The sequence below is a fragment of the Sphingomicrobium nitratireducens genome (genome assembly GCF_026157035.1).
Classification (GTDB): Bacteria; Pseudomonadota; Alphaproteobacteria; order Sphingomonadales; family Sphingomonadaceae; genus Sphingomicrobium; species Sphingomicrobium nitratireducens.
On record NZ_JANJZA010000001.1, the window covers coordinates 113,154 to 125,842 of the forward strand.

Here is a 12,689-nt window from a genome sequence, read left to right on the forward strand (position 1 = left end):
GCTAACCTCCTGTCTTTGCACCGATGGCGATGATGGTCGGCGTCGTCTTGCGGATCGGCTTGGAACTCGACCCATCGCGTTCGGCCTGCCCACGCGCGACAAGTGGAGCAGTCGTGACGCGAATGCCTCCGGCACCGTGGCTGGGAGACGCGTCAGGCTGCCCGATCGCCACGACTTCGGGAGTTCTTATGCGAATGGAAGGCGGCGTTTGATCGGGCGCTTGCCTGGGGAGTGCCTTGATCAGGTCTTGCACATGTTCGGGACGAACAGGCGATGGCAACTTCACCTTGGGAGTGGGCTGAGGGGCCGTGGCGACTGGCGGCGCGTGTTGCGCCAGACCTTCCTGCGGGACAGCTAGACCGACGGCGAACGTGATCGTTGCGGACATGACGGTAAAACGCACCATCTTCTCCCTACTCACTGACGAAAAGGTGAGCTTTTGAGCGCGAAGAGTCAAATTGCGCTCGCGCAAGCCCTTGAAAGCGGGCGCCCAATCCCGCAGGGAGCGGCGCATGCTATCGATGGATTTCATCAAGGCCAACCGGCCCGCCGTCCGCAACGCCCTCGACGCCAAGGGGGTCGAGCTCGATCTCGACGCATTGCTCGCGCTCGATGCCGAACTGCGCGGCGCCAAGACCGAGGTCGACCAGCTGCGCGCCGAGCGCAACCGCATCTCGGGCATGTTCAAGGACGCCGCTCCCGAGGAGAAGGCCGAGCTGGGCAGGAAGGCCAAGGAAGCGGGCAAGAAGGCGGGCGAACTCGAAGCGGCGATGGCCGACAAGCAGGCCGCGCTCCAGGCGATGATGCTCCAGCTGCCCAACATCCCCTACGCGGGCGCGCCGGTCGGTCCCGACGAGAATTCGAACGTCGTCATCCGTACCGAAGGCACCGTCCCGCAATTCGACTTCAAGCCGCGCGACCATGTCGAGCTGATCGAGATGAATGGCTGGGCCGACCTGTCGCGTATCACCCAGGTCTCGGGCAGCCGCACCTACTGCCTCAAGGGCCGCCTCGCGCTGCTCGAACAGAAATTGATGGCGTGGGCGCTCGAGGAGATCATGGGCAACGGCTTCGATCCGATCACCGTCCCCGCGATCGCGCGCGAGGACGCCTTCATCCGCCAGGGCCAGTTCCCGGGACACCGCGAGGAAACCTACGAACTCGAGAAGGACGACCTGTTCCTTGCCGGGACCGCCGAGGTCGCATTGACCGGGCTCCACTCGGGCGAGATCCTCGAGGCCGACCAGCTGCCGATCCTTTACGCGGGCTATTCGCCCTGCTTCCGCCGCGAGGCGGGCAGCGCGGGGCGCGACGTGCGCGGCCTCCTGCGCGTCCACCAGTTCGTCAAGGTCGAGCAATATGTCATCTGCGAGGCGGACGAAGCAGTGAGCGCCGATTGGCACGCCAAATTGCTTGCGGCGGCCGAGAACCTGCTCACCAAGATGGAAATCCCCTACCAGGTCATCGAGACGTCGACCGGCGACATGGGGCTGGGCAAGTATCGCATGAACGATATCGAGAGCTGGGTGCCCAGCCTCGACAAGTATCGCGAGACGCACAGCTGTTCGACGCTGCACGACTGGCAGGCGCGCCGCGCCAACCTTCGATACCGCAATAGCGAGGGCAAGGTCGTGTTCGCGCATACGCTCAACAACACCGCGCTCGCCTCCCCGCGCATCCTCGTGCCGTTCCTCGAAAACCACCAGCAGGAAGACGGAAGCGTCAAACTGCCGCCTGCGATCGCGCAGCTGATGGGCGGCGACACGCTCTAGCCGGCCCCGCGACCCGCCGCGCGGCTCCGGAAAATCCGGAACTTTCTCAATCACAAGGCGTCGCCCCGGTGATGGAAATCGCCACGCCCCCGCCTTGTCGCCGCCGCAATCCATACCCATATCGGGAATATGTTCTGGGTGCGTAACGTCGAACGATCCGCGCCGGTCGGTCCCGACCGGGGGATCCAGCTCGACCTCGATCACGTCGCTCCCTCCAGCTGGCACCGCGCGCGCCTCTTCGCCTGGCAGCTGCCGCGCATGCTCGCCCGGCTCGGCCATCTCGAGCCGCGCGGCCCCGAAGGCGGCCCGCCCATCCTGGTCATCCCCGGATTTCTCGCCAACGACCGCTCGACCATGGAATTGCGCCGCGCGTTCGCCCGCTCGGGCTGGCGCGCCCATCCGTGGGGGCTCGGCACCAACATGGGCGCGCGCGCCGACACGCTCGACCTGCTCGATGCGCGCCTCCACGAGGTCGCGGGAGACGGCAAGGCGCTGGTCCTCGGGTGGAGCCTCGGCGGCCTCTACGCCCGCGCGCTCGCGCATCACCGCCCCGACAAGGTGCGCGCGGTGGTGACGCTCGCCTCGCCTTTTTCGGGCGACCTCAAGACCAACAACAACGTCTCCGCGCTGTACGAGCGGGTCGCGGGCCACGACGTCAACGAACCGCCGTTCCCGCCCGGCGAAGGCAAGCCGCCGGTGCCGTGCCTGTCCTTCTGGTGCCGCTCGGACGGGATCGTCGCGCCGCACGCCGCCCGCGGCGACGAGCACGAGGTCGATCGCGCGATCGAGCTCGACACCCATCACATCGGCGTCGTCCTGTGGCGCCCCGCGCTCAGCCAGGTGACGCAGCACGTGCGCAGCTTCGTCGAGGAGCATGAAGGCGCCTGCCCGATCCACGGCACCCGCCCCAAAAAGCACTGATTTCCTGACCTTCTCGTGAAATGCGCAGGCCTGCGCGAGTCGCCCGCTTGACTCGAATCGGGCAGTCGAGCGACAAGAACAAAACTAGAACAAGAACGATGCGAGTCGTGTGGCGACAAGGACGATCCTTGCGGCCGACGACCGCGCCGTGGGCGATGCACGACGCATCGGCGCGGGCGGTCGGTCATGGCCTTCCCTCCTTCCGGGCGGCGCTTCGGGAACGCGTGTCCCTGCGTCCGCAGCCCGCCCGGGAGAATGTCCGCAAGGACAACCGGCCGGGGCGGCCCTTGACCTTCCCGCCCCGGCCGGTCCGACCCTCAGCGAGTGGTTTTCGGTCCATCCGCGCGATGCCGGCTGGACCGGCCTCCTCGCCGCGCTTGCCCCGTCCGGCCCGCTGCTGTGGGTGCAGGAGCGCATGGCGATCCTCGAGGCGGGCCGCCTCCATCCGCCGGGCCTTCGCTGCGAGCTCGTCCATGTCGAGGCGCGCGATGCCCGCGCCGCGCTGTGGGCGATGGAGGAGGGGCTGAGATGCAATGCGCTTGCCGCCGTCGTCGGGGAATTGTGGGGCGCCCCGCAGGCGCTCGACTTCACCGCCACGCGCCGCCTCGCCTTCGCGGCGGAGACGCACGGCGTGCCCTGCTTCCTCGTCCGGCTGGGCGCGGGCGCGGCCGACCTGTCGGGCGCGCGCTTGCGCTGGCGCATGGAAAGCGCTCCCAGCCTCGCCAACCCGTTCAATCCCAGGGCCCCGGGCGCACCTGCCTGGGCGGCCGAACTCTTCCGCGCGCGTGGAATCCCGCCCGGGCGCTGGGTGGTGAGCGATGAGCGTGACGCGGATCGTCTCGATCTGGCTGCCGCGCCTGTCGATCGAACGCTGGGCGAAGATCGAGCGCGCGCGCAGGCAGGATGAGGACTTTATCGACCCCGAAGGCCGCCGCCTCGCCCTCACCCGCGAGGGCGCGCACGGCCTCCTCGTCCACGCGGTCACCGACGCCGCGGCCGCCGCGGGCGCGCGCCCCGGCCAGCGCCTCACCGACGCGCGCGCGCTCGATCCCGCGCTGGAAGCGGTGCCGTGCGACCATGGCGGCGACACCGTGCTCCTCGAACGGCTGGCGCGCTGGGCGACCCGCTGGAGTCCGCATGTCGAGATCGACGGCGCCGACGCGCTGCGCCTCGATGCGAGCGGGGTCGCGCACCTGTTCGGGGGCGAGCGGCCGCTGCTGGACGATATCGAGACGCGCTTCGCGACGCTCGGCCTCACCGCACGCGTCGCCATCGCGCCGACGCCCGGCGCCGCGTGGGCGTTGGCAAGATACGGATCCCCCGCTGGGGATGCGGGGCGGGGAATTTTGGACTTGGCACCCCCGCCCCGCAACAAGCTCGAACGCCGCAGCGAGCAGGGCCGCCTCGCCGCCCTGCTCGCCCCGCTCCCGGTCGCCGCGCTGCGCCTTCCATCCGAGGTCACCCGCACGCTCGAACGGCTGGGCCTCAAGACGATCGGAGCGCTCGCGGGCGTGCCGCGCCGCAGCCTCGCGCGCCGCTTTCGCGAAAAGGACAACCCCCTCGACGCGCTCGATCGCGCGCTCGGCCGCCGCGCCGAACCGCTCGCGCCTGCGCGGATCGAGACCCCGCCGCGCGCGCTCCAACGCTTCGCCGAGCCGGTCACCGACCCCGCCGCCGGCCCACAGGCGCTCGACCTCCTCGTCCCCGACCTTGCGCGCCAGCTCGAACGGCACCGCCTCGGCGCGCGCCGGCTGGTACTGACCGCCTACCGCGTCGACGGCAGCCTCCACCGGCTCGAGGCCGCGACCGCCTTCCCGACGCGCGATCCCGCCCACCTTCACCGCCTGCTCGCCGAGAAGGCCGGCGCGCTCGACCCGGGCTTCGGGATCGACGCGGTCGCGCTTGCGGCCGAGTGGGCCGAGCCGCTCGATCCCGCGCAGGACGCATTGGACGGCGGCCCGCCCCCCGCGGTCGCGATCGGCCGCCTGACCGACCGCCTCGCGGCCAGGCTCGGCGCGCACGCCGTCACCCGCCCGCAAGGGCACGCCAGCCACAAGCCCGAGCGCGCCAGCGGCTGGCGCCAGGCGCTGGCCGACGAAAGCGAGACCGAGCCCGCCCCGCCCCGGGCGCTGCGCCCCGAACGGCTGCTCGACACGCCCGAGGCGATCGCGGTAATCTACGCCACGCCCGAGGGCCTGCCGCGCCGCTTCGTGTGGCGCCGTGCGGTTCACGACATCGCCCGCGTCGAGGGGCCCGAGCGGATCGCCCCCGAATGGTGGCGCGAACGTTCCACCGCACGCCTGCGCGACTATTACCGCGTCGAGGACAGGCAGGGCCGCCGCTACTGGATCTACCGCGACGGCCTCTACGGCGACGGGCGCGGGGGCGATCCGACCTGGTACCTCCACGGCCTGTTCGGCTGAGCCCATGCCCGACACGTCGCACAGCTTCTCCAAGCGCCGCCTGCTGCTGGACGACGGCACCCCGCCGCCGACGCTGGCGCGCGCGTCCTTCGTCGAACTCGGCGTCACCACCCCATTCTCCTTCCTCGAAGGCGCCTCGGACGCGATCGAGCTGGTGCTCGGCGCGCTCGAGAAGGGCATGGACGCGATCGGGGTTGCCGACCGCAACAGCCTTGCGGGCGTGGTGCGTATCCACAGTGCCGCCAAGGCTGCGGGCATGCGCCCGCTGATCGGCTGCCGCCTCGATCCCGTCGACGCGCCCGAACTGCTCGCCTACCCGCTGACCCGTTCGGGCTACGGCAACCTCTCGCGCATGCTGAGCGAGGCCAAGATGCGCTGCGACAAGGGCGAGTGCGATATCCGCCTCGCCGAGATCGCCGCACGCCGCGACGACATCGCCTTCATCGCCTGGCCCGGCCCCGACCTCGCCGCGTTCGAAACCGAACTGCCCGCGCTCGCCAACGCGCTCGGGGACAGTCTCGGCCACCTCGCCGCCACCCACCTCTATCGCGGCGACGATCTCGCGCGGATCGAGCGTCTCGACCGCATGGCACGCGCCCACGGCCTGACGCTGCTCGCCACCAACGACGTCCACTATCACGCCCCCGAACGCCGCCCGCTGCAGGACGTGATGACCTGCATCCGCCACAAGGTGACGCTCGAGACTGCGGGCTGGCGGCTTCACGCCAATGCCGAGCGCCACCTGAAATCGCCCGACGAGATGGCGCGCCTGTTCGAGCGCTGGCCCCACGCCATCGCCGCCACCCGCAGCTTCGCCGACGCGATTCGCTTCAGCCTCGACGAATTGAAATACGAATATCCGCAGGAGACCTGCCCGGACGGCCGTACCCCGCAGCAGCATCTCGACCATCTCACCTGGAAGGGCGCCAGCCGCCGCTGGCCCCAAGGCACCCCCGCGACCATTGTCCGGCAGCTGCGCCACGAGCTTGCCCTCATCGAGAAACTCGACTTCGCGCGCTACTTCCTCACCGTCCACGACATCGTCGCCTTCGCCCGCTCGCTCGACCCGCCGATCCTGTGCCAGGGGCGCGGCAGCGCCGCCAACAGCGCGGTCTGCTACTGCCTCGGCATCACCAGCGTCGACCCGTCGACCACCGACCTCTTGTTCGAGCGCTTCATCTCCGAGGAGCGCAAGGAGCCCCCCGACATCGACGTCGATTTCGAGCACGAGCGGCGCGAGGAGGTGATCCAGCACATCTATCAGAAATACGGCCGCACCCGCGCCGGGATCGCGGCCACCGTCGTCCATTATCGCCCGCGCATGGCGGTGCGCGAGGTCGGCAAGGTGATGGGCCTCAGCGAAGACGTCACCGCCGCCATCGCCTCCAACTTCTGGGGCTCGATGGAGGCCGAGGTGAAGGAGGAGCGGGTTACCGAGGCGGGGCTCGACTTCAACGACCCGCATCTTCGCCGCGTCATCCGTCTCGCCGAGCAGCTGATCGGCATGCCGCGCCACCTGTCGCAGCATGTCGGCGGCTTCATCCTCACCGAAAAGCCGCTGATCGAGACCGTGCCCGTGGGCAATGGCGCCATGGCCGACCGCAGCTTCATCGAATGGGACAAGGACGACATCGAGGAACTGGGCATCCTCAAGATCGACGTGCTCGCCTTGGGCATGCTGACCTGTTGCCGCAAGGCGTTCGACCTCATCGAGGCGCACCATGGCGAGCGCTGGAGCCTCGCCACCGTCCCGCGCGAGGAGCCCGGCGTCTACGACATGCTGTGCGAAGGCGACAGTCTCGGCGTCTTCCAGGTCGAGAGCCGCGCGCAGATGAACATGCTCCCGCGCCTTCGCCCGCGCGAATTCTACGACCTCGTCATCGAGGTCGCGATCGTGCGCCCGGGCCCGATCCAGGGCGACATGGTCCATCCCTACCTGAAGCGTCGCAGCGGCAAGGAGCCGGTGCTCTATCCCTGCCCCGGGCCCGAGCACGGCCCGCCCGACGAGCTCGAACGCATCTTGAAGCGCACGCTCGGCGTCCCCGTCTTCCAGGAACAGGCGATGAAGATCGCGCTCGATGCGGCCAAGTTCTCCAGCGCCGAGGCCAACCAGTTGAGGAAGGCGATGGCGACCTTCCGCTCGCGCGGCACGATCGACCTCCTCCAGGACAAGATGGTCGGGCGGATGGTGGAGCGTGGCTACGACCAGGACTTTGCCGAGCGCTGCTTCCACCAGATCCGCGGCTTTGGCGAATATGGATTTCCCGAAAGCCACGCGGCGAGCTTCGCGCACCTCGTCTACATCTCCAGCTGGCTCAAGTGGCGCTACCCCGCCGCCTTCGCCGCCGCGCTATTGAACTCCCAGCCGATGGGCTTTTACGCCCCCGCGCAGATCGTGCGCGACGCCAAGGAACACGGGGTCGAGGTCCGCCCCATCGACGTCAACCATTCGCACTGGGACTGTACGCTCGAGCCGACCGACGCGCCGCCGGTCGCGCAGCGGCGCAGCTGGGGCTCGACCGCGCTTCCCGCGCAGGCATGGGCCCCCGACAGCCTGCCCCCGCCCAGCCCGCGCATGGCGCTGCGGCTCGGCCTGCGCATGGTCGACGGCCTGCGCCTCGATGCCGCCACGCGCATCGTCGCGGCGCGCGGGCAGCTGCCCTATCGCGACATCGAGGAAGTGCGCGCGCGCTCGGGCGCCGGGGTCGCGGCGATCGAGCGGCTGGCCGAGGCCGACGCCTTCCGCTCGATGAAGAAGGATCGCCGCGCCGCCTTGTGGGACGCGCGCGCGTTGAAGGGTGCGCCCGACCTGCCCTTGTTCGCCGCCGCCGACGCGCGCGACGAGGGCTGGGAGCTCGAACAGGTGCGCCTGCCCGCGATGCGCCTGTCCGAGCAGGTGGTGAACGACTACCAGACCACGCGCCTCTCCTTGAAGGCGCACCCGATGTATTTCCTACGCGATCATTATGCCGCGATGGGCTGCGTGCGCGCCGACGAGCTGCGCGGCCTGCGCTACGGCCGCCGCGTGAGCCTTGCCGGCCTCGTCCTCATCCGCCAGCGCCCGGGCAGCGCCAAGGGGGTTTGCTTCATCACCCTCGAGGACGAAAGCGGGGTCGCCAACCTCGTCGTGTGGCCCGACGTCTTCGAGGCCCAGCGCAAGATTGTCATGGGGTCGCGGCTGATGCGCGTCACCGGCATCGTCCAGCATGACGAGGCGGTCGTCCACCTGATCGCGGCACGGCTCGAGGACGACACCCACCTCTTGCGCCACCTGTCCGACGACATGATCCCCGTCACGCAGGGGCGCGGCGACGGCGGCGGGTCGTGGCGGCCGCAGGTCTCGGGCATCCACCCGCGCAACGTCCATTGCCTGCCCAAGAGCCGCGACTTCCACTGACCGGTTTTCGCCACAATATGTTCACGTCAGCGCCATCAGCGCAGTGTTAACGCTACACGAATGAAGTTGCGTCTCGCCTTGCTGGCTACTCTCGTGGCCCTGACCCCGTCGCTCGCCGCCGCGACCCCCGATCCGCTCGAGGGGCGCTGGCGCAAGAAGTCGATGGAAATCGAGATTCGCCCGTGCGGCGAAGCGCTGTGCGGCGTCGTCACCGATGCGAGCGAGAGCCAGCAATCCAAGGCCTGGAAGGGCAGCCGCACCAAGCTGATGGGCGCACGCATCCTCACCAACATCCGCCCCGGCGACGCACCGGGCACCTATAGGGGCCGCCTGTTCGCCCCCGATCGCGATATCCGCGTCAGCGGCGAGATCACGATGGTCAGCCCCGACCGCCTGTCGGTCAGGGGGTGCGCCCTGCTCGGAATCGTCTGCCGCGAGCGCGAATGGATCCGCACGTCGCGCTGACCTGTCCCTTTCCCCACAAAACTGCTATTTCCGCGCGGCTGTCCCCCGCCGGAGTCGCATAATCGACGGAGCAGTCGCCCGGCCGAACGACCGGGCGTCCTGGCCCACGGGCCTAGCAGGGGAATGACATGAAACCGATCACCGTTCTCGCGGCGGCCGCCGCGTTCGCTTTCGCCACGCCCGCGATTGCCGCCGATCCGCCTGAATCCATCGTCTCGATCTACCACGTCGCGCCGGGCCACCAGGAAGCCTTCCTGCAATGGCTGGCCCGCCAGGAAGCCATCTCGGCGTCAGCCGGCGTGCCGGCGAGCCAACTCTACGTCCACACCGACGGCGACAGCTGGGACTATGTGGTGGTCGCCCCAGTCCTGACCGAGGCACAGGACGAGGCCGTCGCCAAGGCCACGACGGCGGCGGGCGTCAACGGCATGCGCGGCGGGCTCGAACTTCGCCAGCACATCACGGGCCACACCGATACCTTCACGATCGGCCCTGTGACCGCGCAGGCCTATCTGGAGATGGTCAAGAAGTAGGCGCGGAGCGGGGGACCGCTCAGGCGATGTCCCCCGCCAGCACCGCCTGCTGCAGCGCTTCCATCTCGTCGGCCCAGTAGCGGTCGCTGATCAGATAGGGCGAGAGTGCGCGCACCTTGGCGTGGAGCGCCTGCAGTTTCGGCGAGGTCTTGAGCGGCGCGTGATAGTCGACACCCTGCGCCGCCGCGATCAGCTCGACCGCGACAATACCGGCAGCGTTCTTCGCGATCATCGCCGCCTTGCGCGCCGCGATCGGGGCCATCGAGACATGGTCCTCCTGCCCCGCCGAGGTCGGGATCGAATCGACGCTGGCAGGGTGGGCGAGCGTCTTGTTCTCGCTGGTCAGCGCGGCGGCCGTCACCTGCGGGATCATCAGCCCCGAATTGACGCCGCCGTCCTCGATCAGGAAGGCCGGCAGCCCGCTCATCTTGGGGTCGACCAGCACGCTGGTGCGGCGCTCCGAAAGACTGCCCACCTCGCACAGCGCCATCGCGATCATGTCGGCGGCAAAGGCGACCGGCTGGGCGTGGAAGTTGCCGCCGGAAATGGCGACGTCGCCATCCTCGTCTGAAAACAGGACGGGATTGTCGGTCACCGCCCCCGCCTCGATCTCGAGCGTGTTGGCGGCGTGGGTGAGGAGGTCGAGGCTCGCCCCCATGACCTGCGGCTGGCAGCGGAAACTGTAGGGGTCCTGCACCTTGCCGCAGCGGTGATGGCTCTCGATGATCTCGCTGCCCTCGAGCCAGTCGCGCAGCAATTTGGCGACTGCGATCTGGCCCGGTTGGCCGCGCACATCGGACACGCGGGGGTCGAACGGCTTGGCGCTCCCCTTGAGAGCATCGACCGACAGCGCGCCTGCGGCCACGGCGGCGGCGAACACGCGTTCGGCCTTGAACAGGGCGTCGAGCGCGATCGCGGTCGAGGCCTGCGTGCCGTTGATCATCGCCAGCCCCTCCTTGGGGCCGAGTTCGATGGGGTCGAGGCCGATTTTCGCCAGTGCCTCGCGCGCGGGCATCTTCTCGCCCGCGAGCACGACCCAGCCCTCGCCGAGCAGCGCGGCGGTCATGTGCGCAAGCGGGGCGAGATCGCCCGATGCCCCGACGCTCCCCTGGCTCGGAACGACCGGCATCGCGTCATGGTCGAGCAGCGCCTGCAGCGCCTCGATCACCAGCGGCCGAACCCCCGAATGGCCGCGCCCGAGGCCGAGCAGCTTGAGGACGATCATCAACCGCGTGACGCGCGCGTCGAGCGGCTCGCCCAGCCCGCAGCTATGCGAGAGAATGAGGTTGCGCTGCAATTCGGCCAGCCGGTCGGGCGCGATCCGTTCCTGCGCGAGAAGGCCGAAGCCGGTGTTGACGCCGTAGACCGTCTCGCCGCTCTCGACGATGCGCGACACCGTCTCGGCCGCCGCCGCGATCCGCTCCATCGAGGCTTCGTCGAGGCTGCAGGGCGCGCCGTCCCACACGGCGCGAAGGGTTTCGAGGGTGATGGCCGTCGGGTCGAGCTTCATTGTCAGGCCTCCAGCATGGGCAGGTCGAGGCCCTGTTCGCGCGCGCAATCCCTGGCGATCTCGTAGCCCGCATCCGCATGGCGCATCACGCCGGTGCCGGGGTCGTTCCAGAGCACGCGCTTCAGTCGCGCATCGGCGTCCTCGCTGCCGTCGGCTACGATCACCACGCCGCTATGCTGCGAATAGCCCATGCCCACGCCGCCGCCATGGTGCAGCGAAACCCAGGTTGCGCCGCCCGCCGTGTTGAGCAGCGCGTTGAGAAGCGGCCAGTCCGACACGGCATCGCTGCCGTCCATCATGCTTTCCGTCTCTCGATTGGGGCTCGCGACCGAGCCTGAATCGAGATGGTCGCGCCCGATGACGACGGGGGCCTTCAATTCCCCGTTCCTGACCATCTCGTTGAAGGCGAGGCCCAGGCGGTGTCGTTGTCCCAGCCCGACCCAGCAGATGCGTGCGGGCAGGCCCTGGAAGGCGATGCGTTCGGCTGCCATGTCGAGCCAGCGGTGGAGATGGGGATCGTCGGGGATCAGCTCCTTCACCTTGGCATCGGTTCTGGCAATGTCTTCGGGATCGCCCGACAGCGCGGCCCAGCGGAACGGTCCGATGCCGCGGCAGAAGAGCGGGCGCACATAGGCCGGCACGAACCCCGGGAAATCGAACGCGTTCTTCACGCCCTCGTCGAAGGCTTCCTGGCGGATATTGTTGCCATAGTCGAAGGTCGGGATGCCCATCTCATGGAAAGCGAGCATCGCCTTGACGTGAAGCGCCATCGACTTCCTCGCCTCGGCAGCGACGGTCGCGGGATCCTTCTCGCGCATGTCCTGCCATTTCGCGACGCTCCAGCCAGCCGGGCAATACCCGTTGGCGGGATCGTGCGCCGACGTCTGGTCGGTCACCGCGTCGGGACGGATGCCCTTTTCGACCATGTCGGGGAGGATTTCGGCGGCGTTGCCGAGCACGCCGACGCTGACCGGGCGGTCGGCCTTGCCGATGATCTCGAGCGCTTCCTCGATACTGTCGGCGCGATAGTCCAGATAGCGCGTCTCGAGCCGCTTCTCGATGCGGCTTTCCTGGCATTCGATGGCGATGCAGTGCGCGCCCGCCATGACCGCCGCGAGCGGCTGCGCGCCGCCCATGCCGCCGAGGCCCGCGGTGAGGATCCACTTGCCCGAAAGGTCGCCGCCGAAATGCTGGCGCCCCATCTCGGCGAAGGTCTCGTAGGTGCCCTGCACGATCCCCTGGCTGCCGATGTAGATCCAGCTACCCGCGGTCATCTGGCCGTACATCATGAGGCCCTTGGCATCGAGCGCGTTGAAATGCTCCCAATTGGCCCACTTGGGTACGAGGTTCGAGTTGGCGATGAGCACGCGCGGGGCGTCCTTGTGGGTCGGGAACACGCCGACCGGCTTGCCCGACTGGACCAGCAGCGTCTCGGTCTCCTCGAGCCGCTCCAGCGTCTCGACGATCTTGTCGTAGGCCGCCCAGTTGCGCGCCGCGCGGCCGATGCCGCCATAGACGACGAGCGACTGCGGGTCCTCGGCCACTTCGGGGTCGAGATTGTTCTGCAGCATGCGCACCGCGGCTTCGGTCAGCCAGCTCTTCGCCTTGATCTCGTCGCCGCGCCGCGCGCGGATGATGCGGCTATTGTCGCGCCGTGGGTCGCTCATC

The 12,689-nt window shown here is 69.1% G+C and carries 10 protein-coding genes; 7 read left to right on the top strand and 3 right to left on the bottom strand.

Annotated features, from left to right (window positions below; all coding sequences use genetic code 11):
- Position 1: 1 nt before the first annotated feature.
- Positions 2-532 carry a hypothetical protein gene (locus tag NNY25_RS00590; RefSeq protein WP_265569421.1) on the bottom strand — a complete coding sequence of 177 codons (531 nt, stop codon included), beginning with the start codon at positions 530-532 and terminating at the stop codon, positions 2-4.
- Between NNY25_RS00590 and serS the strand changes: the two genes are divergently transcribed.
- The 7 genes from serS (at position 513) to NNY25_RS00625 (ending at position 9,511) form a co-directional block, all read left to right on the top strand.
- Positions 513-1,772 (top strand): serine--tRNA ligase, encoded by a 1,260-nt coding sequence (serS, locus tag NNY25_RS00595; protein ID WP_265569422.1) that lies wholly within the window; start codon positions 513-515, stop codon positions 1,770-1,772. The two genes, NNY25_RS00590 and serS, sit on opposite strands and share 20 nt — an antisense overlap.
- Positions 1,773-1,901: 129 nt before the next feature.
- On the top strand, positions 1,902-2,693 hold the full coding sequence (locus tag NNY25_RS00600) for an esterase/lipase family protein (RefSeq protein ID WP_265569423.1): 792 nt from the start codon (positions 1,902-1,904) through the stop codon (positions 2,691-2,693).
- A gap of 109 nt (positions 2,694-2,802) precedes the next feature.
- On the top strand, positions 2,803-3,600 hold the full coding sequence (locus NNY25_RS00605) for an ImuA family protein (RefSeq protein ID WP_265569424.1): 798 nt from the start codon (positions 2,803-2,805) through the stop codon (positions 3,598-3,600).
- A complete protein-coding gene (locus NNY25_RS00610; RefSeq protein ID WP_265569425.1) occupies positions 3,512-5,116 on the top strand; it encodes a DUF6504 family protein in 1,605 nt (534 codons plus the stop codon). Before NNY25_RS00605 ends, NNY25_RS00610 begins: the two co-directional genes overlap by 89 nt.
- Positions 5,117-5,120: 4 nt before the next feature.
- Complete coding sequence (locus NNY25_RS00615) at positions 5,121-8,513, top strand: error-prone DNA polymerase (RefSeq protein WP_265569426.1); 3,393 nt, start codon at positions 5,121-5,123, stop codon at positions 8,511-8,513.
- Between the two features lie 60 nt (positions 8,514-8,573).
- The gene (locus NNY25_RS00620; protein ID WP_265569427.1) at positions 8,574-8,978 is read left to right on the top strand and encodes a DUF2147 domain-containing protein; all 405 of its coding nucleotides are present in this window, start codon (positions 8,574-8,576) and stop codon (positions 8,976-8,978) included.
- Positions 8,979-9,106: 128 nt separating this feature from the next.
- Positions 9,107-9,511, top strand: coding sequence for a hypothetical protein (locus NNY25_RS00625; protein WP_265569428.1), 405 nt, complete (start codon positions 9,107-9,109; stop codon positions 9,509-9,511).
- Between the two features lie 19 nt (positions 9,512-9,530).
- Here NNY25_RS00625 and hutH read toward each other — a convergent pair whose 3' ends face one another.
- Complete coding sequence (gene hutH, locus NNY25_RS00630) at positions 9,531-11,021, bottom strand: histidine ammonia-lyase (protein ID WP_265569429.1); 1,491 nt, start codon at positions 11,019-11,021, stop codon at positions 9,531-9,533.
- Positions 11,022-11,023: 2 nt separating this feature from the next.
- Positions 11,024-12,688: a urocanate hydratase gene (gene hutU, locus NNY25_RS00635; RefSeq protein ID WP_265569430.1), complete on the bottom strand. Its 1,665-nt coding sequence runs from the start codon at positions 12,686-12,688 to the stop codon at positions 11,024-11,026.
- Position 12,689 lies beyond the last annotated feature (1 nt).

Coding starts and splice junctions, on each gene's coding strand:
- serS (WP_265569422.1), top strand. CDS start 513: ATGCTATCGATGGATTTCATCAAGGCCAACCGGCCCGCCGTCCGCAAC.
- NNY25_RS00590 (WP_265569421.1), bottom strand. CDS start 532: ATGAAATCCATCGATAGCATGCGCCGCTCCCTGCGGGATTGGGCGCCC.
- NNY25_RS00600 (WP_265569423.1), top strand. CDS start 1,902: ATGTTCTGGGTGCGTAACGTCGAACGATCCGCGCCGGTCGGTCCCGAC.
- NNY25_RS00610 (WP_265569425.1), top strand. CDS start 3,512: ATGAGCGTGACGCGGATCGTCTCGATCTGGCTGCCGCGCCTGTCGATC.
- NNY25_RS00615 (WP_265569426.1), top strand. CDS start 5,121: ATGCCCGACACGTCGCACAGCTTCTCCAAGCGCCGCCTGCTGCTGGAC.
- NNY25_RS00620 (WP_265569427.1), top strand. CDS start 8,574: ATGAAGTTGCGTCTCGCCTTGCTGGCTACTCTCGTGGCCCTGACCCCG.
- NNY25_RS00625 (WP_265569428.1), top strand. CDS start 9,107: ATGAAACCGATCACCGTTCTCGCGGCGGCCGCCGCGTTCGCTTTCGCC.
- hutH (WP_265569429.1), bottom strand. CDS start 11,021: ATGAAGCTCGACCCGACGGCCATCACCCTCGAAACCCTTCGCGCCGTG.
- hutU (WP_265569430.1), bottom strand. CDS start 12,688: ATGAGCGACCCACGGCGCGACAATAGCCGCATCATCCGCGCGCGGCGC.